General features: G+C 70.0%; 22 protein-coding genes and 2 pseudogenes. 6 read left to right on the top strand and 18 right to left on the bottom strand.

All coding sequences use genetic code 11. The features are described 5' to 3' along the window. Both MKK75_RS12110 and MKK75_RS12105 read left to right on the top strand, forming a co-directional pair. Positions 1–529 (top strand): annotated as a pseudogene (locus MKK75_RS12110) (hypothetical protein); the annotation flags it as partial. A gap of 68 nt (positions 530–597) precedes the next feature. Beyond that, positions 598–1,920, top strand: coding sequence for an MFS transporter (locus MKK75_RS12105; RefSeq protein ID WP_244042816.1), 1,323 nt, complete (start codon positions 598–600; stop codon positions 1,918–1,920). A gap of 80 nt (positions 1,921–2,000) precedes the next feature. Here MKK75_RS12105 and MKK75_RS12100 read toward each other — a convergent pair whose 3' ends face one another. The 10 genes from MKK75_RS12100 to MKK75_RS12055 all read right to left on the bottom strand — a co-directional run bounded on the left by MKK75_RS12100 (position 2,001) and on the right by MKK75_RS12055 (position 12,619). Next, the gene (locus tag MKK75_RS12100; protein WP_244042815.1) at positions 2,001–3,281 is read right to left on the bottom strand and encodes a cytochrome P450; all 1,281 of its coding nucleotides are present in this window, start codon (positions 3,279–3,281) and stop codon (positions 2,001–2,003) included. Positions 3,282–4,090: 809 nt separating this feature from the next. Continuing rightward, positions 4,091–5,062, bottom strand: coding sequence for a transporter (locus MKK75_RS12095; RefSeq protein ID WP_244042814.1), 972 nt, complete (start codon positions 5,060–5,062; stop codon positions 4,091–4,093). A 556-nt stretch (positions 5,063–5,618) separates the two neighbouring features. Then, a complete protein-coding gene (locus tag MKK75_RS12090) occupies positions 5,619–6,887 on the bottom strand; it encodes an MSMEG_0569 family flavin-dependent oxidoreductase (protein ID WP_244042813.1) in 1,269 nt (422 codons plus the stop codon). A 39-nt stretch (positions 6,888–6,926) separates the two neighbouring features. Beyond that, positions 6,927–7,208 (bottom strand): MSMEG_0570 family nitrogen starvation response protein, encoded by a 282-nt coding sequence (locus tag MKK75_RS12085; RefSeq protein WP_244042812.1) that lies wholly within the window; start codon positions 7,206–7,208, stop codon positions 6,927–6,929. Further along, positions 7,201–8,376 carry an MSMEG_0565 family glycosyltransferase gene (locus tag MKK75_RS12080; RefSeq protein ID WP_244042811.1) on the bottom strand — a complete coding sequence of 392 codons (1,176 nt, stop codon included), beginning with the start codon at positions 8,374–8,376 and terminating at the stop codon, positions 7,201–7,203. Before MKK75_RS12080 ends, MKK75_RS12085 begins: the two co-directional genes overlap by 8 nt. Then, positions 8,373–9,383 carry a sll0787 family AIR synthase-like protein gene (locus MKK75_RS12075; RefSeq protein WP_244042819.1) on the bottom strand — a complete coding sequence of 337 codons (1,011 nt, stop codon included), beginning with the start codon at positions 9,381–9,383 and terminating at the stop codon, positions 8,373–8,375. Before MKK75_RS12075 ends, MKK75_RS12080 begins: the two co-directional genes overlap by 4 nt. Continuing rightward, positions 9,383–9,928 (bottom strand): MSMEG_0567/Sll0786 family nitrogen starvation N-acetyltransferase, encoded by a 546-nt coding sequence (locus tag MKK75_RS12070; RefSeq protein WP_244042810.1) that lies wholly within the window; start codon positions 9,926–9,928, stop codon positions 9,383–9,385. The genes MKK75_RS12075 and MKK75_RS12070 overlap by 1 nt, the downstream gene beginning before the upstream one ends. After that, positions 9,925–11,028 carry an MSMEG_0568 family radical SAM protein gene (locus MKK75_RS12065; RefSeq protein ID WP_244042809.1) on the bottom strand — a complete coding sequence of 368 codons (1,104 nt, stop codon included), beginning with the start codon at positions 11,026–11,028 and terminating at the stop codon, positions 9,925–9,927. Before MKK75_RS12065 ends, MKK75_RS12070 begins: the two co-directional genes overlap by 4 nt. Then, positions 10,982–12,058 carry a Nit6803 family nitrilase gene (locus MKK75_RS12060; RefSeq protein ID WP_244042808.1) on the bottom strand — a complete coding sequence of 359 codons (1,077 nt, stop codon included), beginning with the start codon at positions 12,056–12,058 and terminating at the stop codon, positions 10,982–10,984. Before MKK75_RS12060 ends, MKK75_RS12065 begins: the two co-directional genes overlap by 47 nt. 78 nt (positions 12,059–12,136) lie before the next feature. After that, positions 12,137–12,619, bottom strand: coding sequence for an MSMEG_0572/Sll0783 family nitrogen starvation response protein (locus MKK75_RS12055; protein WP_244042807.1), 483 nt, complete (start codon positions 12,617–12,619; stop codon positions 12,137–12,139). Between the two features lie 356 nt (positions 12,620–12,975). Between MKK75_RS12055 and MKK75_RS12050 the strand changes: the two genes are divergently transcribed. Beyond that, positions 12,976–14,415 (top strand): PLP-dependent aminotransferase family protein, encoded by a 1,440-nt coding sequence (locus MKK75_RS12050; RefSeq protein ID WP_244042806.1) that lies wholly within the window; start codon positions 12,976–12,978, stop codon positions 14,413–14,415. 470 nt (positions 14,416–14,885) lie between these two features. After that, positions 14,886–15,118 (top strand): annotated as a pseudogene (locus tag MKK75_RS12045) (IS481 family transposase); the annotation flags it as partial. A gap of 10 nt (positions 15,119–15,128) precedes the next feature. Here the strand turns inward: MKK75_RS12045 and MKK75_RS12040 are convergent. Beyond that, positions 15,129–16,100, bottom strand: a complete 972-nt coding sequence (locus MKK75_RS12040; protein WP_244042805.1) for an NAD(P)H-binding protein — start codon at positions 16,098–16,100, stop codon at positions 15,129–15,131. 399 nt (positions 16,101–16,499) lie between these two features. On the opposite strand from MKK75_RS12040, the gene MKK75_RS12035 reads away from it, so the two are divergent. Next, positions 16,500–16,676, top strand: coding sequence for a hypothetical protein (locus tag MKK75_RS12035; RefSeq protein WP_244042804.1), 177 nt, complete (start codon positions 16,500–16,502; stop codon positions 16,674–16,676). 163 nt (positions 16,677–16,839) lie between these two features. On the opposite strand, the gene MKK75_RS12030 is transcribed toward MKK75_RS12035, so the two are convergent. The 7 genes from MKK75_RS12030 to MKK75_RS12000 form a co-directional block, all read right to left on the bottom strand. After that, positions 16,840–17,712, bottom strand: coding sequence for a MipA/OmpV family protein (locus MKK75_RS12030; protein WP_244042803.1), 873 nt, complete (start codon positions 17,710–17,712; stop codon positions 16,840–16,842). A gap of 233 nt (positions 17,713–17,945) precedes the next feature. Next, positions 17,946–18,998: a DNA polymerase III subunit delta' gene (locus tag MKK75_RS12025; protein WP_244042802.1), complete on the bottom strand. Its 1,053-nt coding sequence runs from the start codon at positions 18,996–18,998 to the stop codon at positions 17,946–17,948. A 388-nt stretch (positions 18,999–19,386) separates the two neighbouring features. Beyond that, positions 19,387–20,085: a dTMP kinase gene (gene tmk / locus MKK75_RS12020; protein WP_244042801.1), complete on the bottom strand. Its 699-nt coding sequence runs from the start codon at positions 20,083–20,085 to the stop codon at positions 19,387–19,389. A 16-nt stretch (positions 20,086–20,101) separates the two neighbouring features. Continuing rightward, positions 20,102–21,331 carry a D-alanyl-D-alanine carboxypeptidase family protein gene (locus MKK75_RS12015; protein ID WP_244042800.1) on the bottom strand — a complete coding sequence of 410 codons (1,230 nt, stop codon included), beginning with the start codon at positions 21,329–21,331 and terminating at the stop codon, positions 20,102–20,104. 152 nt (positions 21,332–21,483) lie between these two features. Next, complete coding sequence (locus MKK75_RS12010) at positions 21,484–22,890, bottom strand: septal ring lytic transglycosylase RlpA family protein (RefSeq protein WP_244042799.1); 1,407 nt, start codon at positions 22,888–22,890, stop codon at positions 21,484–21,486. Between the two features lie 386 nt (positions 22,891–23,276). Further along, positions 23,277–23,615 (bottom strand): ribbon-helix-helix domain-containing protein, encoded by a 339-nt coding sequence (locus MKK75_RS12005; RefSeq protein ID WP_244042798.1) that lies wholly within the window; start codon positions 23,613–23,615, stop codon positions 23,277–23,279. Continuing rightward, entirely contained in the window at positions 23,599–24,246 is a 648-nt protein-coding gene (locus MKK75_RS12000; RefSeq protein ID WP_244000953.1) for a ParA family protein, read from the bottom strand. Before MKK75_RS12000 ends, MKK75_RS12005 begins: the two co-directional genes overlap by 17 nt. A gap of 343 nt (positions 24,247–24,589) precedes the next feature. Here MKK75_RS12000 and MKK75_RS11995 point away from each other — a divergent pair, with 343 nt between their 5' ends. Next, on the top strand, positions 24,590–25,177 hold the full coding sequence (locus MKK75_RS11995; RefSeq protein WP_244042797.1) for a PAS domain-containing protein: 588 nt from the start codon (positions 24,590–24,592) through the stop codon (positions 25,175–25,177). Positions 25,178–25,290 lie beyond the last annotated feature (113 nt).

Genomic DNA, 25,290 nt, shown 5'->3' with positions numbered 1-25,290 from the left:
GAAGGTCGTCGTGCTGGCTCACACCGCGACCAGCTACACGCTCGGGCAGGCCGAGGAGGCCGCCCTCGTCGCGCGGATGGAGCAGCGCTACGCCACGCGCTTCATCACCGCCTTCGGGAGCGTCGTGGCCGGGCTCCGGCACCTCGGCATCCACGCGATCGCCTTCGGCACGCCCTACGCGCTGGAGGCGACCCTGCAGGGCAAGGCGCTGCTCGAGGCGCACGGCTTCGCCGTGGTCAATCACGGCATCCTGCCGGGCGTGCGCAACATCTACGACGAGACCGCGGAGCGGGCCTACGGCCTCGGCCGCCTCGTGGACCATCCCGACGCCGAGGCCCTGGTGCTCAGCGGCGTCGGGATGCCCACCCTGGCGACGATGGCCGCGCTGGAACGCGACATCGGCAAGCCCGTGATCTCCGCGGCCTCGGGCATGATGTGGAACGCGCTTCGCGCCGCGGGCCTGCGCGAGCCCGTTCCCGGGTACGGCGCCCTGTTGGCGGCGGCCGATGGCCGGCCTGAGGGTCGCTGAGGCGCCCCTCACGGCGGTGCGCGGCACGACGCCGGGAAGGAACCCCGAACAGACGGCCGGAGGGCCCCGTGCGGACACGAGCGGCAGCGATGGGCTGGTACGGCCAACTGGATGCGACCGAGCGCCGGACGTTCTGGGCGTGCTTTGCCGGCTTCGGCCTGGATTCCATGGACAACAGCATCTACGCGCTGGTGATCCCGGCCCTGATCGCCACGCTCGGACTCACGCGGCCCGAGGCGGGGTACCTCGCGACCGCGGCTCTGGTGGGCGCGGCGGCGGGAGGCTGGGGCGCCGGCGTGGCGGCGGACCGGATCGGCCGGATCCGGGTCCTGCAAGGGACCATCCTGTGGGTCGCGCTCTGCACCTTCGGCGCCGCGTTCGCGACCGGATTCGTGCCGCTGGCCCTGCTGCGCTTCGGCCAGGGCATGGGCTACGGCGGCGAGGCGGCCGTCGGGGCCACCCTGATCAGCGAGGTGGTGCGGCCCGCCCTGCGCGGGCGCGTCGCCTCCGCGGTCAGCAGCGGCTACGCCGTCGGCTACGCGGGCGCCGTGGCGCTGTTTCCGATCATAGCCAGCCTGTTCCCGCAGGACCTCGGCTGGCGCGTGTTCTTCGCGATCGGGCTCATCCCGGCCGCGGCGGTATTCCTCATCCGCCGGTTCGTTCCGGAATCCGGCGTGTACGCCGAGAGCGCCACCGCACCGCGCCGCGCCGGCGGACTCGATGCCGTGTTGCGGATCTTCGCGCCTGCGTATCGGCGGACGACGCTCGTGGCCGCGACCCTGTCGACGGGGATCTTCGGCGGCAACTACGTGATGATCATCTGGTTGCCCACGTACCTGCGGACCGCGCTCGGCTTCACGGTCGCGACCAGTGCAGGGTATCTCGCCGCCAACATCGCCGGCTCGCTGGTCGGTCCCCTCCTCTACGGCCAGGTGGCCGATCGGGTCGGCCGCCGGCCGGCCTTCGGCGCGTTCCTGCTCCTGCAAGCCCTCAATGTCAGCCTGTACGTGTTCGCCGCGCCGAGCCTCGGCCCCCTGATCGGGCTGAGCTTCGCTCTCGGCGCCTGCCAGAACGCCCTGGCGTCGGGCATGACGCCGACCTTCGCCGAGTTGTTCGAGACGAGCCTGCGGGGGAACGCCCAGGGCTTCTGCCTCGGTGGCGGCCGCGGGTTCGGATCGGTGATGCCGACCCTGGTCGGGCTCATAGCAGCGACGGCTCCGCTGGGGACGGCGATGGGCGTGTGTGCGTTGGGCGCCTACGCCGTAGCCTTCGTTGCGACCTTGGTGCTGCCCGAAACGACCGGAGTCGAACTCGGCAGCGTCGTGGGCAGGATGGGCACCCGCGTGAGTGAACCGATGGATGGTGACCGCGGCCTTGATGTCCGCTTCTGAGAGATCGTCCTCCGGCCTCGAATGACCGGGATGGGCGCGAAGCGGTCGGCTGAGAGCAGCCGGTGAGACGCTGATGCCGGCTAGAGGATCTTCTCGACCACCACTCGCAAACGCTCGGGTCCGCGCAGGGTCGCTGGGCGCCGGTAGGGCGGAGGATCCTCGATCAGGCGCGGAGCCTCCAGGCGGCGAGCCAGTGCAACCAGGGCTGCCTCAGCCTCAAACCGGCCCAAGGGAGCGCCGACGCAGTAGTGCAGGCCCCCGCCGAAGCCGAGGTGGCGGGTGCCGGAGCGATCCGGATCAAACCGATCCGGATCAGGAAACGCGGCGGGGTCGCGATTACCAGCTGCGAGCATCAGGACGAGAGCCTCGCCCGCGGGGATCGTGGTCCCGGCGATGTCGATGGCGCTGAGGGTCTTGCGGCTGACGAGTTGCACCGGCGGGTCGTAGCGCATCACCTCCTCAATCACGCGCGGGGCGCGGTCCGGATTGGCGCGCAGGCGTTCCAACTCGTGCGGGTGGCGCATCAGCGTGAGCCACGCGTTGCCGATCAGGTTCACCGCGGTCTCGTGACCGGCGACGAGGATCAGGATCGCCGTCGAGATTAGATCGAGATCGCCCATCCTGTAGCCGTCAGGCGTGGCGTGGTTGGCCAGCCCTGAGAGGAGGTCGTCGCGCGGCCGGCGACGCTTCTCGGCCACGAGGTCGGCGAGGTAATCCGAGATGGCATCGAAGGTCCGGGCGTTCTCGATGCGCGTCTCTTCGCTGACGGAGACGCCCGGTTCCACCGCCGTGGCGAGTTGGCTCGACCAGTCGTGGAATCGCGCCGCGTCCCCCTCCGGTACGCCGAACAACTCGCAGATCACCGCGACAGGCAGGGGATAGGCGAGGTCGGCCACAACGTCGATCTCGTGCGCGTCCCGCTTGCGGTCCAGCATCGCGCCGACCAGACGCTCCGAGCGCGCGCGCATCGCATGGACGCGCGCAGGGGTGAACTGATGGACGGTGGCAGCGCGCAGGAGATCGTGCGCGGGCGGGTCGCGGAACAGGAAGGGCTGATGGCTGTCGGTAATCCGGTTCTTGACCGGATTGATCAGGTAGTCGGTGACCGGGTTGCCGGTGGACGGGCGCTTCGTCGGTGGCTGGGTTTCGACGCTGAGACGCGGGTCGTTCTGCAAGCGCATGACCGCGTCGTGGCTCGCGGCCACCCACACGCCCCGTGCTGCGTCGCCCAACGACGCGTCCCCCTGACCCACGTCGTGCTGGCGTGAGACCGGGGTCTGCCGCAGCCGGGCGTACAGCGGGTACGGGTCGGCGCGGTTCGCGAAGTCCTTGATCTGGTTGAGGAGGGTTGCGTCGGCCATGTCGGATCCGGTGCCTGCGCGTGAGGAAACGCCAAAATCCGGTCTGGCCGGCGAACCGGCTCGATCGATGCTCAAGCGAAGAGCGGCGTGTGCGGTCGAAGGGGATTTGGTTCGGCAACGAGGCCCGGGAGGACCAGTTCCGCGCGGCGCCAGGGGGCGTCATCCGTCCACGCAGCTCAGGCCGAGGCTCGACCCGCTGCCGGCTTTCGAGACCATCCGCGTGCCGGCAACGCGCGCATCATGGACGACATCACGTGGCCGAACGCGGAATGGCAGCCTCGTCGAGGGGTCACCGGACGAGCGGCCGGCCGCCTATCCACACGCGCCAGCGGCCTCAGCCGGCTTCGACGCTTCCCGGGAGCGAACAGTCAATGACCGGTCGGCACCTTCGGATCGGGGTAGGCTTACGATCATTGAACGTGGGGCGCACTCCAGGCGCCGAACGAGAAGCGGCAGCCCCCGAGGGACGTGCTCGCGACCGCGCCGAGATCGCAGCGGTGCGTGTACTCATGGGTGGTCAGGTGTGCGGGGCAAACGGCGCAGCCGCCCTTCTTGGATTGCGCGCCACCGCCCTGGCCTCACGCAGGACAGCCCAGGGCGTGGAAACCGATGATTCTCATATAGCCGTTCCGACCGCGGTCGGTTCGGCGGCCTTGCACAATCGGTCTGAACATGCGGGGCCGAGCGGGTTGAGCTGTTGAGACCGGGCCGCTCGGCCCCTCTCGAAGCGTGGACCCTGGGAAGGATTTCCACTTCGATTCCAGGCGCACCGCGGCCGCATGCGGACCGCGGTGGATGCGTGCCAAGCGTCAGCCCTTGCGGACCAGCGGCGCGACCGCCGGCGCCGGCGCCGGCGGGGTGTAGAGCGGGACGATGAACCGGATGAAGCCGTCGGTCGAGTAATTGTCGCGCGTCCGGCCGAGGGCGTTCGTGTACTGGGCCCCCGTGACCACGTCGCGCGCTACGTAAGCCTGAACGGTGAAGACCTTGAAGTCGTAGCCGACGAGGCCGCCGACCGCGAAACGGCCGCGATTGCCGTTCGCCGCGCTGAACTGGCTGATGTCGAAATTGTAGGCGCCGTAGGCAATCGGACCGATCTCGAAGTTGCCGAACTTCTTGGTCGCGGTCAGATCGAGCAGGATCGCATCCGAGAGGCGGATCGGACCGATCGCGGCGCCGACAGGACCCCCGAAGCGTCCGGGCGTGTCGTAGACGTTGCCGGTGAGGTTGGCGGTGATGTTCCAGCCGTCGCCGGTGTAGCTGCCGGCGACGCCGAACCTGTACGTATTCGAAGAGAATTGCGGCAGCACGGGCGTACCGGCCAAGCCGGTCCCGAGAGAACCGCGGCCGGCATCGAGGTCGTTCAGGTGAACGCCGCCCAGAAAGCTGACGCCGAAGTTGTTGCCGAGGTCGAACGCCCAGATGCCGGCGAGCAGGGTGCCGACGTTGATCGAGATGTCCTTGTTCCGCTGGCCAGCGCCGTTGCGAGTGAAGGCGAACACCGTGGGCTGCGCGACGAGAGCCTCGATACGGCCGCCGAGCGGGGTCAGCGGCGTCGACCAGAGCAGGAACGGGACGTTGATCGCCGTGTCGGGGGAGAACGGCTGATCGCTGCGACGGTAGACGAAGGTGTCCACCGCGTAGAGGCCCTCGGGCAACGGCGCGCCCGCGGCGAGGCCGACCTGCTCGCCCGGAATGGTCGTCGCTTGGGCGAAGGCGGCCGTCGCGCTCAGCGCAACCGCCGCAGCGCCCGCGAGCGTTGCCGTGATCTTGTTCAGCATCCTCAATCCCCTTTTTGCCGGACGCAGGCCGCGCGTTCGCGTTCGCCGGGACGCCCCGGCGCAGATATCGATGACGTGTGTTGTTGGACCGGAGGGTCTTGCTTGTATGGAAACGCGATCAATTTGTACGTATTTCCATATCGACTACGAGTGTGTCATGGTTTGTCTTTGAGTCTACTGTAAAAAATCAGCGGGCGACGTTGATATGCGTTCGTGTTGCGGCGAAGGCACGCTTGCGGGCGACCCCGTCGACGGTACCGGCGCAGGCCCGTGCGGCGTCGACATCCGGGAGATGCGGGCAAGAGCGGTGACCCGGACCTCGGATGGCACTCGGCCAGGCATCCGATGGACGGCGGGCCGCATTCGACGGGTACGGGCCAACCCCCTCAGGCCGGATGTCTCAGGCGCACAGACCGCCTTCGACCCGCCTGTGCGGGGCGGCGGGTTTCGCGCTTGGTCTGATCCGCACCGGAGACGCGGTCCGGGCGAGGCGCGCCTCGAACAGGGGTCGCGGCAGGCAGCGGTGCCGCCCGACCGGACGCGTCGGGCGCCCCGCCTACACGGCGAACTTCAGAGCGCGCCGCTCGGCGCCGAGGCGCCTCTGGATCACCTGCGCGATGAACTCGGCATCGCGGCCGACCGCGCCGAAGCGGCCGGAGCCCCAGGTATTCAGCCAGGGCAGTCCGATGAAGGAGACACCGTCCTCCTGCGTCACGCCGCGCTTGTGCTTGGGACTCCCCGCGCCGTTGAACACCGACACGTCGAGCCATCGGAAGTCCGGTGTGAAGCCGATGCACCAGATGATCGCGGTGATGCCGGTTCCCGCAAGAGCGAGGCTGGTGACGGGCTCGCCGGGTTCCCAGACGGGCGTGTAATGCGCCTGCACCGGAGCATCGACGTTGTTCTCGGCGATGTACGTGTCGATCGCAGCGTTGATGCTGTTGTACGTCCGGTCGGCGCCGTCGAGCGAGCGCTTGAGGTTGTCGCGGAAGCGGAGGCTGCCGTCGTCGTAATCCTCCAGCACGCCGTAGAGGTTCATGCCTTCAGTGGCGAAGCGGCGGAGGTCGATGTCCCGCCCGCCGTCGCGGCCGGTCACGTAGTGGTTGGTGTTGTCGCGGACGCCGTCGCGCAGCGGATGGTTGTCGACGGTCATCGCGTAGTAGCCCATGTCGGCGAGCCACGTGACGACGTCGCGACCGCGGTAGAACCGGGCGCAGCGCGGCGCATCGCCCACCGCGAGATGGACCGCGCGGCCGGCGAGATGCAGGTCCTCGGCGATCTGGGCGCCGGACTGACCCGAGCCGACCACCAGAACCTCGCCCTCCGGCAGCTGCGCCGGGTTGCGATACTGGTTCGAGCAGATCTGCGTGATCGAGCCCGGCAGCTTCTCGGCCATGCGCGGGATGATCGGGGTGTGATAGCCGCCCGAGGCGACGACGATCTCGTCGGCCGTGTAGTCTCCGTCCGATGTGCGGACCGAGAAGACACCGTCCTCAGCCCGCGTGACGCGTGTGACCGCGACCCCCTCGCGGAGTGGCGGGTTCGCCTTGGCCACGAAGCCTTGCAGGTACGCGACGATCTCATCCTTCTTCATGAACCCGTCCGGGTCCGGCCCATCGTAGGGGTGCCCCGGCAGGTCACACTGCCAGTTCGGCGTGACGAGGCAGAACGTGTCCCAGCGCTGGCTCGACCACGTGTGGGCGGCGGTCTGCTTCTCGAAGACGAGATGGTCGATCCCGCGCTGCGTGAGGTGATAGCTGACGGAAAGACCGGCTTGGCCTCCGCCCACGATGGCGACGGGGACGTGACGGGGCGTGGACGTCATGGCTCTCACTCCGCGATGTTCCGAGGGGACGACCCGGGTTCAGGCCTCGAAGGTCTCGACCGTGACGCGGCCACCGGGATCCTGCCGCGTGGCAGCGGTCTCGATCCGGGCGAGTCGGGCCATCGCCGACGTGCACGCGAAGCCGTACTTGGCGCGCACCCGCTCGCTCGCGATGGTGAGGGCCGTGCGGGTCTTCTCGACGACGTCGTCGAGGGCGTAGCTCTCGCCCACAGTTAGGAACGCCGTCACGACGAGGGAGGGCGAGGAGCAGGCCTCGCGCCGGCCATCGGGCCAGCGGATGTGAAGGTGCATCTCAGGCATCGCTCGGCTCCCGTCGGACGCGGGCGCAGGACGCGTAGGTCGCGCGGTGACGCTCGGCGCAGGCGCGCCAGGTATGCGCGGTGGCCCGGGTCGCGCCGGCAGCGCGCAGGCCTGCGCGCGTCGTCGGTGCCAGGGCGGCCAACATCGCGTGGGCGATGTCGCCGGGATCGCCGGGATCGACGAAGAGGGCCTCGTCGGCCCGGAGGTACTCCGTGAAGGGCGGCCGGCGCGAGACGATCGCCGGGGTCCCGCAGGCCATCGCCTCCAGCACGCAGAGCCCGAAGCCCTCCGTCCAGGAGGGATAGGCGAGAACGTCCGCTCGACGGTAGAAGGCCGGCATGTCCTCCTGGGAGACCGGTCCGGTCTCGATCACCGCCTCGCCGCGCCCGACCTCAAGCCCATGTGCGCGCAGCGCGGCGCGGCAGCGGGCGCCATAGGAGGCGTGGTCGAGGAGCGAGGCGCCGCCGACGACCACGAGTTGCGCCTGCGGGTGGCGTCGACGCACGTTTGCAAAAGCCTCGATGATCCCGACCGTGTTCTTCCGCGCTTCGAAGCCGCCGACGCTCAGGACGATCGGCCCGACACCGATGCCCCAGCGTTCCCGCACGATCACGTCGGCTTCGGTCGGCGCCTCTCGATAGATCGTCAGGTCGACGCCGTTTCCGACGACACCGATCTTCGTATCGCGGTCCTCCTGAAGGCGGTCGGCCCAGGCACGGCTGACGCAGAGCAGGCGCGTGGCCTCGCGGATCGAGCGATCCTGCCAGTCCGCGAGCACCGGGTCGGAGAAACTGTCGATGTGGTGGACAGTGCGCACGAAGCCCGAGATGAGGCGACGGTGCTTGAGCGTCGCGAGCGCATTGCCGCCGATGCCGCAATGGGCGTGAAAGACGTCGAAGTCACAGGCGGCGGGCGACGCGAAGTGGCGCAGGTAATCGTCGATGCGGGCCCGGACGCGGTCGACCGTCGGGCCGGCGACCGGCTGTGCGGCCACCGATACCGTCGGACAGGCGGCCGCGCGAAAGAAGCCGCGCCCGGACGGATCGGGCGCGTGGACCACCGCCTCATGCCCGAGCGCGCACAGGGCTTCGGCCAGGGCGAGGCAATGCGCGACCCCGCCACGGGGATTGGTAGAATGGGTCAGAATGGCGATGCGCAGGGCCGTCATGGGCCGGCACCGAGGCCGTCCTGGCCATAGCCGATCTGGCCACAGCCGATCAGCGGGCCGACCGCGAAGTCCCAGACTTCGGCTTCTCCCCCGGAGGCGTCGCGTACCCGTGCGACCCGGCTCGCATCGAGCTTGCCCACAGTGGCGGCCGCGATGTCGCGTTCGGCGAACCGCGCCCGGACGTCGTGCGTGCAGTCAGGGCGCACGCTCAGCAGGTAGCCGAAGCTCGGGAAGGCGGTGAGCCAGCGGGCGAGCGGCACACCGGCCGGTCGCGGGATCGCGTCGAGGTCTATGGCTCCGCCGACACTCGAGCATTCCAGCAGCATCAGGGCGGTGCCGACGACACCCGCCATGCTGATGTCCTTTGCCGCCCGGCAGAGCCCGGCCTCGGCGAGGCCCGGCAGCAGCGCGAGATCACCGCGCAGGCGCGCGGCCGCCTTGCCGGTCGAGGCATCCCAGTACGGGTACGGATCGCGAAAACGTCCGCGCAGGTCGATCGCCGCGACGAGGTCGTCGCCGGGCGCCGCCTCGAAGCTCGTGAGCAGGCGCGGGCCAGCCCGGCCGAGCACGGCGACCGCGAGGTTGCTGGCTTCAGCGCGTGTGTTGGTGTGGCCGCCGACGATCGGGACGCCGTAGAGCGCCGCGGCATCGGACAGGCCTGCCAGGATCGGGTCCGCCGCCGCGGCATCCCGGCTCCACAGCGCGTCGACCACCGCGAGCGGTCGCCCACCCATGGCGGCGATGTCGCTGAGGTTGACCATGATGCCGCAGTAACCGGCAAAGTACGGATCGGCCGCGACGAAGCTGTCGAGGAAGCCCTCGATGGCGAACAGCAGGTGGCCGTCGCCATCCGGGAGGGCGGCACAATCGTCACCGACCGGCACCGCGCCGTGCAGGCTGCCCAGTCCAAGCCGCGCGACAACGGCATCGATGTCGCGCTTGTGAGCGACACCGCGCGCGTCGCGGATCTGGCCGGCCAGGGCGTGGATGTCGAAGCCCGCCGTCATCATGCGGCCTTGCGGAACGTGACGAGCCCGTGCTCGGGGTCTTGCATCGGCGGGTAGGCCGCGAGGTCCGCCTGCATCCGGTGATGCGGCCGCCCGTGCAGGTCGATCGTGGCGAGGCTTGCCCAGTGCAGGGCCTGGAACAACGGGACGTTCCGATCCTGCACATGTGCGAGGAAGCGCGTGCAGCCGCGCGCGTGGGCTGCCGAGACCGCGACCTGGATGAGCCCGGCGCCCAGCGCGGCGGTCCCGCGGAACGCTCCGGCGACAGCCAACCGGGAACCCCACCACGTGCCGCGATGCGCCGGATCTTCGTGGATGCGCACGGTCCCGACGACGGCGTCGGCGTCGCCGCCGAGGGTCGAGAGGGCACAGATCGGGATCGCGTGCCCGTCGATGGCGTCGCGGTCGTCGTCCGCGAAGATGCCCTGCTCCGCGCAGAAGACCTGGCGGCGCAGGGCCGCGCAGGCGTTCCGCTCCCAGGAACTCGTGGCGAACTTGATGCGGAAATGGCTTGGCCAGTACGGCGGCACGGGTTCCAGGATCACGAGACCGCCCCCGCGCGCTCGTAGGTGGACAGCGCCGAGCAGGCGCCGCAGCGACCGCAGCCAGCCTTGATGTCCGTCGCGCGGAGGTCCGCGCCGACCAGCATGTCCGCGAGAGGCTTGAGGATGGCGTGCATGACATCGGGGCCGGGCGCCGGGTGGCTCTCCAGCGGGGTCCCGGAGATCGGCACGAACGGCACCACGAACGGGTAGACGCCCATCCCGATCAGGCGCTCGGCCATCGCCAGGATCGCGTCCGGCGCGTCACCGAGGCCGGCCAGGATGTAGGTCGAGACCTGACCCCGCCCGAAGACGGGAACGGCCGCCTCGAAGGCCGCGTAGTATCGCTCGAGCGGAATGCTCGCCTTGCCGGGCATGATCCGGGCCCGGATTTCGGGCGTGACCGCCTCCAGGTGCATGCCGAGGGCCGCGATGCCGGACGCCTTCATCCGCTCGAACCAGCGGTCGTCGTCCGGCGGCTCGCACTGCGCCTGGATCGGCAGATCGACAGCGGCTCTGACCGCGAAGGCGCTCTCGCAGAGGATGGCGGCGCCCCGGTCGGTCGCGTTCGGGGTACCCGTCGTCATGACCATGTGCTTGACCCCGTCGAGCAGCACGGCCGCGCGGGCGACCTCGGCGAGCTGTTCGGGCGTCTTGCGCGCCACGGTGCGACCCGCGGCGAGCGATTGGCCGATGGAGCAGAACTGACAGGTCTTGGTGCGGCTCGCGTAGCGGATGCAGGTCTGGAGCACGGTGGTGGCGAGCACGTCCCGCCCGTGCAGCACGGCGATCTTCGCGTATGGCACGCCGTCGAAGGTCGAGAGCGCGTAGAAGCGCGGCTTGCCCGGGAAGGTCGCCTGCCCGATCACCGCGCCGTCATGCTCGATCACCGAGACCCCGTTGGCGTCCGGGCGGCGGATCAGGAAGGGCGACTCGAAGGCGGCCTCGGTGTGGACCGGCACCATCACGGTCCGGCCCGCGATGGTCATGGCCTTGTGGTCCGACGGCCCGGCTCCGCCGCGGCGGCTCGGCGCCCCGGCGCGGCTGTCGGCGAGCCTAACGCCGTAGGACTGCAACGCGTTGATCAGGCGTTCCGTCGGCATCCCGACCAAGACCGGCATGGGGGGTGGAACCGCGGGACGGTGCGTCGGAAGCGGAGAACGGCTCATGGTCGAGGCTCCGGAGATCGGTCTGGGAAGGGATGGGCTGGTGCACGAACGGGGCCGGCCGGTCGTCGTGGAGCAGGCTCAGGAGCTCGGGCCGGGCGTAGTGGCCGACCGAGTCCATCATCCGCTTGCGCTTGGTCACCAGCGCGAGGTCCATGTCGGCGATCAGGATGCCCTCGCCGGCGCCCAGCGGCTCGGCGAGGTGCTTGCCCTCGGGCGAGACGATGGCGGTGCAGTTGCCGCCCCGGCAGGCCCCGCGCAGGCGCTCGTCCGGGCAGACCTGCGCCACCTGCGCGTCGGTGAGCCAACCCGTGGCGTTGACCACGAAGCAGGCCGCCTCCAGGGCGTGGTGGCGGATCGTCACCTCCATCTGGTCGGCGAAGATCTGGCCCACGAGGGAGCCCGGGAACTGCGCCGCGTGGATCTCCTCGTGGCGCGCCATCAGGGCGTAGCGGGCGAGCGGGTTGTAGTGCTCCCAGCACGCCAGGGCGCCGACACGGCCCACCGCCGTGTCGACCACGGTGAGGCCGGCACCGTCGCCCTGGCCCCAGATCATGCGCTCATGGTAGGTCGGCGTGATCTTGCGGCGCTTGAGCTTGAGGCTGCCATCGGCATCGAAGATCAGCTGGGCGTTGTAGAGCGAGCCGTGATCACGCTCGTTGATGCCCAGCACGATGACCGCCCCATGCCGGCGTGCGGCGGCTGAGACGGCCTGCGTGACCGGTCCCGGCACCGTCACGGCCCGCTCGTAGAGGCGCAGATGCTCGGCGCCCTGCATCGCCGGCGGCAGCACGAAGGAGAAGTAGGGGTAGTAGGGCACGAAGGTCTCTGGGAAGACCATGAAACGCGCGCCCTTGGCGGCGGCCTCGTCGATGGCATTGAGGACCCGCTCGAGGGTGCCCTCCGGCCGGTCGAGATCCGGCGCGATCTGAACGGCGGCGGCCCGCACGATCCGGCTGTCTGACATCAAGATCCTCCGGCTGTGACGGCGGCCACGGTGCGTGGCCGCCGGATGCGACGGTCCGGACTGGAGGCCAAGGGCCGGTCAGACGGTCCAGGTGTCGACGATCACTGCGTTGTCGCGCTTGTGCAGGAGGATGCAGTCGAGAACGTCGAGGGGGTTGATCATGCGGATACCCTCGATGAAGGCAGCCTCACCGTGGCCGTAGAGGGCCTGGGTCGAGAACCGGCAGGCGTAGACCTTGCCGCCCTCGGCCATGAACTTCTCGAGCTGGTTGTTGAAGTTGAGGTGACCCGGAAAGGCCTCGTCGCCGAGCCGTGGAAAGCCGCGCTGGACCCCCAGCGTGATGCCTGGGCCGTAGAGGAGGATGGAGGTCTCGAAGCCCTTGCGCTGCAGGCGTGTGGCCTGGAGCAGGTTCACGAGTCCGATGGAGCCCTCGAACGCGACGGTGTGGAAGGTGACCAGGGCCTTCTGGCCTGGCTCGGCCTTGACGTCTTCGAAGACCTTCTCCTCGTAATCGACCAGGAAATCGCCCTTCTTGTGTGGCTCGCGGTTCACAGCAGGCATTGATCTCGCTCCTCGACGGACTGGACCGCGCCAGACTGAACTTCGAGCGGTCTCCGTCCGCTCATGGCAAAGGGTGTGCCAGAGGGCTTTGATCAATGGGCCATACAACGCGCCGAAGTCACATCCATACAATATTGCGATCAATATGATCGATGCGACAAGCTGCGCAACATTTTCGGAGCCCGCTTATCGAGCGATGTTTGAACGCGCATGCGCCAAAGAATGCACGTTTTCAGATCAGTCATTGTAGGCATTGTATGGACGATCCCCATCGGATAGCCAGAACGCGATCGCGGTACAGCTATTGCAGGCCATACAATCAAGCATTGATCGCAGCATGACCTGGGCCGCCACGAATGACTCCGTCAGAGCGCGACGAACGACGGAACCCGCAGGCGGGTGGCGCGGAGGTCTGGACGCCGGATCTGAAGCGGTGGGGCAAGCCTCACTACCTCGCCATCGCAGAGGCGTTGGCCGAGGATATCCGAACGGGGCGTTTGACAGCGGGGACGCGTCTTCCCACCCAGCGCGCACTCGCCGAGGCGCTCGACCTGAACTTCACGACCGTCTCGCGCGGCTACGTCGAGGCCCACAAGCGTGGACTGATCGAGGGTCGCGTCGGCCAGGGGACCTTCGTGATCGATCCGGCTCGCCCGCCCCGGTCGACCGGAGCGCTGGCAGCGCGTCGGGTCGGCCCGGTCGACTTCACCATGAACCTGCCCCCCGAGCCCGACGCACCGGCCCTGCAGGCCCGCATGCAAGCCTCGTTCGCCGACCTGTCCGGCAACCTCACCAACCTGCTGCGCTACCAGGGCTTCGGCGGGACCGAAGAGGATAAGGAGGCGGCTCTACGCTGGCTGAAAGGCCGCGGAATCGTCGCCGCCCGAGAACGCCTGCTGATCTGCCCCGGTGCACACAGCGCCCTGTTCGGCATACTGGGCCAGGTCGCCCGAGCGGGCGACACGATCTGCGCCGAGCGGATCACCTATCCCGGCATCCGTGCGCTCGCCGCGCATTTGCGACTGCGCCTGGTCGATCTGCCCATGGACCGATACGGGGTCGACCCCGATGCGTTCGCCGCTGCCTGCACCAGAGTGGCCCCGAAGGCCATCTACCTGAATCCGTTGCTGCAGAACCCGACCACCGCGACCCTGTCCCGGACGCGGCGCGAGGCCGTGATCGCGGTTGCCCGGCGATACGCCGTCACCATCATCGAGGACGACGCCTACGCCCGTATATGCCCGACACCGCCGCCGAGCTTCGCCGAACTTGCGCCTGAGATCACCTACTATGTGGCCGGGCTCGCCAAGTGCCTGGGCGCCGGTCTTCGGCTCGCCTTCCTGGTCGCCCCGTGCGCCCGCTCCGCCCTGCCGCTGGGCGGCGCACTGCGTACGGCCACGGTCATGGCCTCGCCGATCTCGATGGCCTTGGCGACGCGGTGGATCATGGATGGCACGGCGGAGGCCATCGTGCAGTTCGTTCGCGCGGAATCGGCTGCGCGCCAGCGTCTTGCGTCCGCATTGCTGCCCGCCGGAACCTACACCGCCGATCCGCATGCCTTCCACCTCTGGATGACGCTGCCGGAGGGCTGGACGCGCTCGGCCTTCGCCAGCCAAGGCCGGTCGGCCGGGCTTGGCGTGATAGGCAGCGATCCGTTCTGCGTCGCGGGGCCGCCGCCGGAGGCGGTACGTCTCTGTCTCGGCGGGCCCTCGACACGGCAGCAGATCGCGCACGGACTGGAAGTGCTCGCCCACGCCCTCGAAGGTTCGCCAGTTCTCGCTTCAGCCTACATCTGACCCACCAGAGCCAGGCAAGGGTCGAAGGGCTCACACGGTCGCCTCACGATGCGCATGGCATCCGCACCCTCGGCCCGTAGGATGGCGGGGGATACGACGACGCCGATTGTCGTGCGGTCCGGCTTTACAGGCGGCTGGTCGTGTCGGGGAAAGCGGTCTGTCGAAGTACGCAACGCGAAAGGCTGACGGCACCGTGCGAAGGTCTGCTTAGGGCGTGTCCCGTGGACGGGCTCGAATGGTGCCACACAACGCTGGACAGGCCCAATGCCATCTTCATGAAAATCCTGATCCATCATAACGTTGGCCGGACATCGTCGGACGCTCCCGGACGAATGTCTGCGCCCTTGTCACGGCGAAAACGCGGGTTCGATTCCCGTAGGGCGCGCCATTGGGTCGCGTCGGCCGAGCTCTGCAGTCTCCGGGTGTAAGAGTGCGTTATCGGCGCTGACGCGTCAGGCGACGGATGCACTGTGGCGGGCGTTCCGCATCGCGGCGCCCGAACGACGCCGCGTACCGCATCCCGAGCCGGCCGAAGGACGAGCCGCGTTCCAGGCGTCGAAAGACCGTCGCCGCGCCCTGGCCGCCCGGTACGGCCTGAACCCGAAGACGGTCGCCCAGTGGCGTGGGCGAGCTGTGACGAGCGACGCTCCGATGGGTCCGAAGGTGGCCCAAGAGCACGGTCCTAACGCCGGCCGAGGCGGCTCGAACGCGTGTCAGAACACTGCGTGGTCGCCCCGCTCGGCGACCGCCTCGCCGCGGATCACGTGCGCGTAATAGTCGAACAGCGTCTCCGACCCCGCCGAGGGGGTGGCCTGCGCGTCGTATCGGCCGGTCGCCGGGTCCAGCACCAGCATGGACTCGGTCGCATAGTAGCGTCCGATCCGCGCGAGTTCGGCCTTGGCGGCCAGGGCTGGAATCCATCGTCCGATCATAGTCAGGATGGCGACGATCACATCCAGCAGCCGCACCGGGACGTGCGTGAAGCGCGGTTCGCGCCCCAGCAGGGCGAAGAGCTGCTCGCCCTGCGCCTTCGGCGTGATCGCTTCGCCCGGCCCGCCGATCGGCAGCACGCGGTTGCGCCGCTCAGCGTGGTCGAGGCACTCGGCGAGGTAGCGGCCCAGGTCGTCGTCACTGATCGGCTTGCAGGCCGTCAGCGTCCCATCCCCGAAGATCAGGAATGGCTTGCCGCGTCTCACGCGGTCGATCTGCCCCGACAGCGATTTGAAGAAGGCTGTCGGCCGAACGATCGTGTAGTCGAGCCCCGAAGCGATCAACGCCTGTTCGAAAGCGAGCTTGGCGTGCTGGAAGGCGAGGACCGGCTTCTGGAGGCAGATCGCCGAGAGAAGCACGACGTGCGTCACGCCGGCGGCCTGGCCCGCGTGCAGGGCGGTGACATGCGCGCCGTAATCGATCGCCCAAGCGTCTTCGGGCAAGCCGGTGCGTGATGCGAGGCACGACATCAGGACGTCGAACGATTCGCCACGGACACCGTCGCGCGCCAACGACAGCGGATCGGTCAGATCCACGATCCGTTCGCGCGTGCCAGCGATGCCGGCAGGGCGCCTGACGACGCAGACGACCTCATGACCGCGTGACACCAGCGCCCGAACGGTCGCCCGCCCGATCGTACCGGTCGCCCCCAGGACGAGAACGCGGCGGGGTCTTGCGCTGTCCGATCCGCCCATGCTCACGATCGCTCGATCCCGGCGCTCAGCCATCCGATCTCGACTGCAATGCTAGACAGCCTTGCGTCGACAGGCCAACGCCTCATCGGCTGAGAGCCGTGCCCGATCGCGTTGCGATCGCGCGCGGCTCTCAGCCTGTGCTGTGACACGCTCCCGTGCGCCGAACCGGCGTCCACTTCGGCGGAGCGCGCTCCAGGTCTTTGGCGTGCCGCAGGTTTTCATCGCAAAGCCGGTGACCGCTGTTGCGGTGAAAACCCGCTTGGAGATGCCCGAAGGGCCGCAAGCCGGTGCCGATGAGCCAACCGCCCGTGTGGCCATCACGGCGAGCGCTGCGGCACTTTCCCTGCGCGGCCGATCATGGGCCATGCTGGTTTTTCGGCACCACCCGACCACTCCCCCGTGATCGTCAGTTCGCAGGGGGCATCGGCGATTGCCGCCACCGACTTGGCCACCCGCATGCGCGTCCTGAGCGATGTCGTCCGGCGCAGCTTCGCCGGTGGGACAGTCGGTCGAGACGCCTGCCGCGTCGGCGGGGAAGCCGGCTCGGGCTGGCAGGCCGACGAAGGCTGCGGCTGAGTGAGGCGACTCCGAAGAACCCGGGGAGCCCTGGATGTGCCGAGGGTCACGCCGAGACGCCCCCGGAAGCCGAGCTTGACTTCAACGGGCTCCATTCCGGCGACAGGGCCGGGATCGCGCCCCGCATCGCGGCCGCGATCGACCACGCCGCGAAGCGGGTCGCTCACAGCAAGGCTGGCGTGGTGAACGCGTAGTCGATCTTGATGCCGAACAGGAGCTGATCCGGGCTGCCGAACGGGCGGCGCACCAGCGGGCTGGCGCCGGAGGCCCCGAGAATGCGGGTGTAGCCCGCATAGGCCGTGTAGGCCCAGGTCTCGCTCTGCGTATAGGTCACGGCGCCGAGTACACCAGCCGAGTAGAAACTGCGCGGATCATAGGGTGTGACGCGCCCGTTCAGCGCCGCCTCGGCCGGCGACACGCCGAAGTACTTCCGGGCGAAGCTGGCATCGCCGATGTTGAAGCGCGGCCCGATCGAGAACAGGAGCTTCTCGGTCGGGATCAGGTAGTCGGCCGCTAGCGATCCGACCGTCCCGTGATGGCCGTAGACCCCTTGCCGGATCTCGGCACGGGTGCGGATGAAGGAGACGGGGTAGAACTCCGCGAACGCGCCCGGTTCGACCGCGAAGCGCGCGTCGCGGATGCCGAGCAGGTGGCGCCGGTCATCGCCGTAGTAGCGCCCCGGTACGACGCGGGCGGTCGGGCCGATCCGGAACACCGGGTCGTCGTAGAGCGACAGGCTGAAGCCGTCATCGGGCGCCGAGAAGCGGCGCGGCTCGCCGACCCGGCGGATGTCGATCGAGGGATAGCCGACGGCGGTATAGGTGTTCGAACCAGGGTAGCGCGGGGTGATCTGCAGCGAGCCGCTGAGCGTCACGATCCAGGTGCTGGGATCGACCTGGGCAAAGGTCGGCAACGGACGCGGCATCACCGCCCCCAGATCCGCGGCATGGGTCGCCGCGGGGCCGCAGGCCGCCCAGAGAGCGCCGGCGCGGAGGAGGACGCGGAGGGGGTGGCTCCGCTGGGACGTGAGGGTCATGGCTACGCTATATGACGCGTTTTCATACCTCCCGCATGCCGTGGCGCCGAACCTTGCCTGCGAGGCCAGCTAATCACGTCGGCCGTGATGATTCAGCAACAATCCGCGCGCCGGACCACGCGGAAACCCACCCGCAGCCGAACTCGCCGGTCTGCCGACGCAGGACCGCGTTAGGGAGGCCCCAAGGATCGATTGCTCCCGAGGATTGATTGCAGGGCTGACTCGGGCCAGCCCTACCCCACCTCCGCCAACTCCCCGAACAGCGACAGCACCACCGGCCGCCGGTCGAGGTTGTAGGTGGCCGCCTCCCGGGCGGCGCGGCCGAACCGGTCCGCGATCTCCACCAGGGCCGCGAGCTGCGCAGGCGGTGCGTCGCGCCGGCGGTCGAGCTCGGACGAGACGAAGCGCAGCACCGCGTCCTGGGCGGCCTCGAACCGCGCCTCCGCGTCCCGGCCCGCCAGGGTCTCGGCGAGCTTGAGCACCCGGCCCCAGTCCGGCGTGCGCGCCCGCGCCAGCAGGGTCTCCACCTCCGCCATGAGGCCGGCCGTGACCGGATCGAGCATCGCCAGCGCCCGCGCCACCGAGCCCTCGCTTAAAGACACCGCCCGGGCCAGGGCCGCGTCGTCGGGCTGCGCGAACGGTGCGGGCAGGGCGCGCACCACCCGGGCGACGTCCTCGGGCGCCAGCGGCCGCAGCATCAGCGCCCGGCATCGGGAGCGGATCGTCGGGAGCAGACGGCCGGGCTGGTGCGACAGGATCAGGAACAGGGCCCGGGGCGGGGGCTCCTCCAGCACCTTGAGCAGGGCGTTGGCGGCGTTGGCGTTCAGGTCTTCGGCACTGTCGAGGATGCAGACCCGCCAGCCGGAATCCGCCGCCGTCGTGGCGAACAGGTCCAGCGCCCGGCGGACCATGTCGACGGAGACCTTGGTCGGCAGCGCCTTGGCGCCGGCCACCCGGTGGCGGCGCAGGACCACGAGGTTCGGATGCGACAGGCCCGCGACCTTGCCGGCGACGGGATCGTCCGCGGCCACGTCGAGCCCGGCCGGGCCGCCGCCCGCGGGATGGGCGAGCAGCCGGCGCGCGACCCGGTAGGCCAGCGTCGCCTTGCCGATCCCGGGCGGGCCGCCGATCAGCCACGCGTGGTGCAGGCGGCCCGCCGCGATCGCGGCCGCGAAGGAGTCGGCCGCAGCGTCGTGGCCGACGAGCGCGCGGGTCTCGCGCGGGCGCGGGATGCCGGGCAGGTCCCCGGGCTCGACATCGTCGGCGGCGCGGTCGATGGGCGTCATGGCGCGTCCCGAAATCTCGTCCCGGCGGGTTCCCGCCCCCCTGGCGACCCCGCCACGGCTCCGCTTACACAGACAGGCAGGCGGCGCCCAGCGCCTCGGGGCCGGACCTGCGCGGGCCTCGCACGGTGGGCCTCACCAACCCACTCCGCGACGGCCGCACGCGGCCCGATGCGGCCGGGAGTGCAGAGAATGGTTTTCTCTCTGGCAATCTCAAGATCGGGAAATGGCGAGTGGAGGCTCAATCTCCATCTCGCCATTCACCCGATGATCTTGAGCTGGCTACACCTTAACGGGTGATTGCCAGGGACCGGCGGCAGCCACCGCCGGTCCCACTCCGGAAGATAGCGCAGACGGAACGCGCCGCAAACAGGCCGGGTCGGCCACGCGGTCACGCCGCATCGCCCCGGGTCCCCTCCCCCGGCAGAAGCTCCGGGAGCCGCGCCGCGACGGTGGCGCGGATCGCGGCCTCGACCGAATCGGGATCGCGGCCCGCATCGATCACCGCGCAGCGCGCCGGCTCGGCCCGGGCGATCGCCAGAAAAGCCCCCCGCAGGCGGATGTGGAAATCGAGGGTCTCGGCCTCGAACCGGTCGGCCCCCTGCCCGCCCGCGCGGGCCGCCGCCCGGGCGAGGCCGGCCTCCGGGGCTAGATCGAGGATCAGGGTGAGGTCGGGCCGGGTCGGGCCGACCACGACCCGCTCCAGGGCGTCCAGCACGCCCGGATCCAGGCCGCCCGCCGCCCCCTGGTAGGCCCGGGTCGAGTCGATGAACCGGTCGCACAGCACGGTCTCGCCCCGGCGCAGGGCCGGGCGGATCAGCCGGTCGAGGTGGTCGATCCGGGCCGCGCTGAACAGCAGGGCCTCGGCGAAGGGGCCGTAGGGCTTGGCGAGGCCGCCGAGCAGCGCCGTCCGGATCTCTTCCGCCCGGGGCGAGCCGCCGGGCTCGCGGGTCACGCAGACGCCCCGGCCCGAGCGCGCCCGCAGGGTCGCGGCGAGGCGGGCGATCTGGGTCGACTTGCCGGCGCCCTCCCCGCCCTCGACGGTGATGAAGGCGCCCCGCCGCTGCGCGGACTCCCCGATGCGCGGCATGGTCACCGGTGCGCGGTCACGACGGGTTGGCGGCCCCGGCCACGGCCTTGTCGGCGCCCTTGCCGCTCTTGCCGGCCCGGTCGAGGGCCTTGCGGACGAGCCCGGTGCCGAATTCCAGCGCCGCATCCATGGCCCGCTGCGGCAGCGTGCCGGGTTCCACCGCGGCGCCGGCATAGAGCGGCTGGTCGAGGGCGACGGTGTCGCCGCGCTGGACGCGCAGGACACCGACCCGCTGACCCTCCTCCACCGGGGCGACGAGCGGCCCGGTATAGATCGCCTTGGCGCTCACCCGGTCGCTGGAGCCGCGGGGCAGCAGCACCCGCACCGGCTTCTTGGCCACCAGCGGCACCGAGCCCGACTGGCCGCCGAACACCGAGGCCTCGGCCACGGTCTCGCCGGGCGCGAAGATCTGCCGGGGCTCGAACGCGCGGAACCCCCATTCCATCAGCTTGCGCCCCTCGGAGGCCCGGTCCCGGGCGGTCTTGAGGCCCGAGACCACCAGCACCAGCCGCTGGCCGTTCTGCACCGCCGAGCCGGTCAGCGCGTAGCCGGATTCCTCCAGGTAGCCGGTCTTGAGCCCGTCCGCGCCGATGTCGAGGGCCAAGAGCGGGTTGCGGTTCTGCTGGCGGATCTTGTTCCAGGTGAACTCCTTCTCGGCGAAGATCTTGTAGTAATCCGGGTAGGTGTCGATGATGTGCAGCGCGAGCTTGGCCATGTCCCGGGCCGTGACCTTCTGGTCGGGCGCCGAGTAGCCGGTGGCGTTGCGGAAGGTCGAGTTCGTCAGCCCGATCTCCTTGGCGCGCTGGTTCATCAGCCCGGCGAAGGCGTCCTCGGAGCCGGCCATGTTCTCCGCGATGGTGATGGCCGCATCGTTGCCCGACTGGACGATCAGCCCGCGCAGCAGGTCCGACATCTTGATGCGGCTGTTGACCTGCGCGAACATCGACGAGCCGCCACCCCCGGCCCCGCCGCGCTTCCACGCGTCCTCGGTGACGGTGAACTCCGTGTCCATGGACAGGCGGCCGGATTTCAGCGCCTCGAACACGATGTCGGTGGTCATCAGCTTGGCCATGCTGGCCGGTGAGAAGCGCTCGTCGGCGGCCTTCTCGAACAGGACCGAGCCGGAATCGGCGTCGATCAGGATCGCGTGCGGCGCCGCGGTCTGGAAACTCTGCGCGCCAGCGCCGGAGAGGCCGGCGCCCAGCGCGCAGGCGGCCGCGAGAAGGGTGAGAAGGGTCCTGCGCATCGCCGCTCCGTCCCGCGCCTGTATCCGGTCGAGGACACCCCGCAAGGAAGCCCCGACCGTATCCGGATAACAAGCGTGACCATATTCCAGTTTCTGCGGCGGATCGAACGCGAAATGCCTCGGCCGCTGCCGGATCACCGGAGATCGCGGCGTCAGTAGATTCCGGCCATGCGGGACGGCCGCGTCCCGGCCGCCGCCGACTTCATCGGTGCATCCTTGGCCGGCGTCGTCTTGACCATGGCGGTCTTGACCATCGCCGTCTTGGATTGCGCCGTCTTGGATTGCGCCGTGCCGGCGGGCGCCGCTTTGGCGGCGACCTTGGCCGGGATCGCCGGCGCGGCGGTCGCGTGCAGAACCGACCCGTTCGGCGCGGCCCTGGCGAGCCCCTGGCCCGCCATGCCCTTTTCGGGCGTCGGCGCGGCGGCGAGGCGTGCCATGGCCAGCTTGGCCGAACCCGGCATCGTCGCGGGCGCTTGGGCGAGCCGCGTCGGAGCCGCGGTTCCGGGCCGCGCCGCGCCGGGAGCCGGCCGCCGGCCGGCCTCCGCCAGGGCGGGGCGGTTTGTCGCGGCCTTGGAGACCGTACCGTGACCGGCCGCCGGCGGGGCGGCGGTGATGGCGGCCGGGTTCAGGCCCGCGACCTTCAGGGTGGCGCCTCCGGCGGCGACCGGGGCCGGGCGGAACTCGCGCACCCGCGGGGCGGTGGGCTGCACCGCGGCCGGGACCGTCACGGCGGCCGAGGCCAGCATGATCGGCGCGCGCACCGGCGCGGGCCGCGGCGCCGGGGCCGCCTCGGGCTCCGGACGCTCCTGGACCAGCTCCTGGGGACGCTCCTCGGCGGGCTTGAACGCCAGCGGCGCGGGGGCGGAGCGCGCGTAGCGCTCGGTCTCCTCCGATGGGCCGAGATCGGCCACCATCACGGCGGAGCGGCCGGCCGGGCGGCCGTCGGTGCGCAGGCTGGCGAGCAGCTTGCGGTCGTCGCTGCCCGCGACCGAGGCCCTGCCGACATACTCGACCCGCACATGCGCGGTGCCCTGGCGGTGGAAGCCCAGGGCGCCGGCCGCCTCCTCGGAGACGTCCATGACCCGGCCGGCATGGTAGGGGCCGCGGTCGTTGACGCGCACCACCATCGAGTAGCCGTTGTCGAGGTTGGTCACCCGGGCGTAGCTCGGCAGCGGCAGGGTGGGATGGGCGGCCGCGATCGAGTGTCGGTCGAACACCTCGCCGTTGGCGGTCATGCGGCCATGGAAGGCGGAGCCGTACCAGGAGGCGAGGCCCTCCCGGACGTAGCCCCGCGGGTCCTCCTTGGGCACGTAGGTCTGGCCGGCGACCACGTAGGGCTTGCCGGTGTAGCGCCGCCCGCCGCCCTTGGGGATGACGTCGCCTTCGTTGTAGAGGCGCGGGCTCGCCTTGACCCCGTATTTCGGGTCGACGCCGTTGCCGCCGGCGGCGAACTTCTGCTGGGGCTGGGTGGCGCAGTTGGCGGTCGCCAGGGCCATCCCTGAGACCGCCAGGAGCCGCAGGGCGAGGCGCGCAGGCCGGGGAAGCGTCGTGCGCACCATCGTGGGGATCACCAAACTCTACGCGTGACCGGGGCCCGGCGGCGGACCAGATCGGGCCGTGCCAGGGGGGCAGCGGGGCCGCCGGCTCTGTCCACCCACACTTGTATCGGTCGCGTAAAGGAAGCCTGAACGTTACCGGCGGTCGGGGTTCAGGGGCGGTGTCCGGCGGGGCCGAGCGGGTCGTGCGCGATCTGAGGATCGATGGGCAGAATACGGTCTGAAAAAGGAAACGGCTCTCCCGGTGGCACGCATCGGGCGCGCATCCCTCCCTCCCCCGCAGAGGGGTGAGCGAGAGATGCGGATGCGATCGCGCCCATTCTCAAACGGGGAGGTGCGAACTTGCGAGCCCGCAAAGGAAGACGGATCTGCTGCGGGGCCGCCGGCCCTCAGCGGCCCTGCGTCTCGGTCAAGTGCGCGATCGAGCGGGCACCGCGCTGCTTGAACAGGAGGTCCAGGCCCTCCAGCATCAAAGCATGCATCTTGGTGCGCTCGGCGTAGGCGAGGTCGCGGAGCTGGTCGTAGACCGCCGGCTCCAGGTAGACCGACATCTGCCGGGCGCGCTGCTTGAGCGTGGCCGCTGGCTTCGGCGCCGGGGGCGCCAGGGTCAGCGACACGATCTCCGCACCCTGCGGCCGGGGCGCCGGAGCGGATCGGGCGAGGGGCTTGGCCTGCGGGCTCGCCGAGGCGACGATCGCCGCGAGGCTGAGCTTAGGCGGCTTGGACATGCTGGCCCGTCCTCAGGGACTGCGTGCGGCGCTCGATCCAGGACCAGAGGCGGCGGACCTCCCCGGCGGCCTGGCCCTTGGGGTTGAACTCGGTGACGCCCTGGCCGAGGCCGATCGCGTCCTGGTGGTCGGTGCGGGCCACGATGTTCACGTCGGGCAGGATGCCGAGCACCGCGAGCCCGTCCGAGGCGTCGCGGACCCGGTAGGAGCGCGGCGGCGTCTGGTTCAGCACGAAGGCGAACTTCTTCTCCAGCCGGTAGACCGCCGCCAGCGTCGGCTTGAACGCCCGCAGGTCCGCGGGGGTCGGCCGGCACGGGATGATGCAGAGATCGGCCGCGCGAATCGCTGAGAGCGTGCCGGTCGAATCGACGCCGGGCGTATCGATGAACACGTAATCGTAGGCGGAGTCGCGCAGGCGCTCCATCACGGCGTCGATCTGCGTGGCGTCGATCTGCGCCACCTCGGGGCCGTCGACGGTGCGGTGGTCGAGCCAGTCCGAGATCGTGGCCTGACGGTCCATCTCCAGGATGCAGACCGTGTGGCCCGCCTCCCGGGCGGCCACCGCCAGGGAGATGCACAGCGTGCTCTTGCCGCTGCCGCCCTTCTGCGTGACGAAGGTGATCGCTTTCATCCTGGGCGTCCTCCAGAAGGCCCTGCGCGTCCGTCCGGGCGCGTGCGACTCCCGGTCACTGCGCCTGCGAGGCCAACCTCAGGTGATCGATTCGCGCCCGTCTGCGATCCGGAACCCGTGGAGACCCCGACGCACGGTGTGTCCGATATGGTTAATGGGGCGTTAAGATCCCGCGGGGCCCGATCCGCGCAGGGCAATCCGCCGTCTCCCGGGCGGCATCAACTTTAGGTTAAGATTTTCGGCCTGAAATGGGTTCACAGACTTCCCATAAGCGCGGCGATACTTTAGCTTACGCGTTGCAACACCAAGGAGGCAGTGGAGGTTGAAAACCTCAAGTTTAAAGATGCCGGATGTTCCCGCGGGCGATGGCGTGGCCGAAGGCCCGATCCCGCAATCCGCCCTCGACGCTTCAGGCGTGGTCGGCACGTGGGTCCACGACCATTGGGCCGGGCAGTTGGAACTCTCGGCTTCCCTGGCGGGGCTGCTCGGCCTCGACCCGGCGGCCGCCGCGCGCGGCGTCTCCCTCGAAACCTTCCTCGACCGCACGCATCCCGAGGATCGCGTCCGGATCGAGAGCTACCTGCACGCGGCCGCGGTGATCGGGGGTTCCGTGGAGGCGGAGTTCCGGACCCGGGAGACCCGTGCCGGCATCCGCACGCTGCTGATGCGCGGCCGGATCGAGCACGATTCCGAAGGCCGGGCCATGCGGGGGCGCGGCATCGCCATCGACCGGACCGAGGAGCAGGCGGCCAATCTCGTGCAGAGCGAGCGCGTGGTGAACCGGATGGCGGAGCACGTCATCGCCCTGCGCGAACTCGCCCGCGCCCTGCACCGGCCGGCGCTCACGGACCGGATCGAGCACCTGATGATCGAGATCGGCTTCGAACTCGCCCGCTTCCTGCCGGAGCCCGAGGACGAATCGCGGCATTAGGGCCGGGTTTCCAAAGGGCTCAGCCCTCGGGTGGGTTGTCAGGGCAAGGCCCTGACGAACGCCAGGGCCCTGCCCTGGACCCGCGAAAGGTCTCGACCTTTCGAAACCCCGAC

It is taken from the genome of Methylobacterium sp. J-030 (assembly GCF_022829545.1).
Lineage (GTDB): Bacteria > Pseudomonadota > Alphaproteobacteria > Rhizobiales > Beijerinckiaceae > Methylobacterium.
The sequence above is the reverse complement of the archived record's forward strand: the minus strand, read 5'-3'. Positions and strand labels throughout refer to the sequence as shown.

Coding starts and splice junctions, on each gene's coding strand:
- MKK75_RS12015 (WP_244042800.1), bottom strand. CDS start 21,331: ATGCGCAGGACCCTTCTCACCCTTCTCGCGGCCGCCTGCGCGCTGGGC.
- MKK75_RS12010 (WP_244042799.1), bottom strand. CDS start 22,890: ATGGTGCGCACGACGCTTCCCCGGCCTGCGCGCCTCGCCCTGCGGCTC.
- MKK75_RS12060 (WP_244042808.1), bottom strand. CDS start 12,058: ATGTCAGACAGCCGGATCGTGCGGGCCGCCGCCGTTCAGATCGCGCCG.
- MKK75_RS12090 (WP_244042813.1), bottom strand. CDS start 6,887: ATGACGTCCACGCCCCGTCACGTCCCCGTCGCCATCGTGGGCGGAGGC.
- tmk (WP_244042801.1), bottom strand. CDS start 20,085: ATGCCGCGCATCGGGGAGTCCGCGCAGCGGCGGGGCGCCTTCATCACC.
- MKK75_RS12030 (WP_244042803.1), bottom strand. CDS start 17,712: ATGACCCTCACGTCCCAGCGGAGCCACCCCCTCCGCGTCCTCCTCCGC.
- MKK75_RS12085 (WP_244042812.1), bottom strand. CDS start 7,208: ATGCCTGAGATGCACCTTCACATCCGCTGGCCCGATGGCCGGCGCGAG.
- MKK75_RS12050 (WP_244042806.1), top strand. CDS start 12,976: ATGACTCCGTCAGAGCGCGACGAACGACGGAACCCGCAGGCGGGTGGC.
- MKK75_RS12065 (WP_244042809.1), bottom strand. CDS start 11,028: ATGCCGACGGAACGCCTGATCAACGCGTTGCAGTCCTACGGCGTTAGG.
- MKK75_RS12025 (WP_244042802.1), bottom strand. CDS start 18,998: ATGACGCCCATCGACCGCGCCGCCGACGATGTCGAGCCCGGGGACCTG.
- MKK75_RS12040 (WP_244042805.1), bottom strand. CDS start 16,100: ATGGGCGGATCGGACAGCGCAAGACCCCGCCGCGTTCTCGTCCTGGGG.
- MKK75_RS12100 (WP_244042815.1), bottom strand. CDS start 3,281: ATGGCCGACGCAACCCTCCTCAACCAGATCAAGGACTTCGCGAACCGC.
- MKK75_RS12000 (WP_244000953.1), bottom strand. CDS start 24,246: ATGAAAGCGATCACCTTCGTCACGCAGAAGGGCGGCAGCGGCAAGAGC.
- MKK75_RS12095 (WP_244042814.1), bottom strand. CDS start 5,062: ATGCTGAACAAGATCACGGCAACGCTCGCGGGCGCTGCGGCGGTTGCG.
- MKK75_RS12005 (WP_244042798.1), bottom strand. CDS start 23,615: ATGTCCAAGCCGCCTAAGCTCAGCCTCGCGGCGATCGTCGCCTCGGCG.
- MKK75_RS12075 (WP_244042819.1), bottom strand. CDS start 9,383: ATGACGGCGGGCTTCGACATCCACGCCCTGGCCGGCCAGATCCGCGAC.
- MKK75_RS12055 (WP_244042807.1), bottom strand. CDS start 12,619: ATGCCTGCTGTGAACCGCGAGCCACACAAGAAGGGCGATTTCCTGGTC.
- MKK75_RS12080 (WP_244042811.1), bottom strand. CDS start 8,376: ATGACGGCCCTGCGCATCGCCATTCTGACCCATTCTACCAATCCCCGT.
- MKK75_RS11995 (WP_244042797.1), top strand. CDS start 24,590: ATGCCGGATGTTCCCGCGGGCGATGGCGTGGCCGAAGGCCCGATCCCG.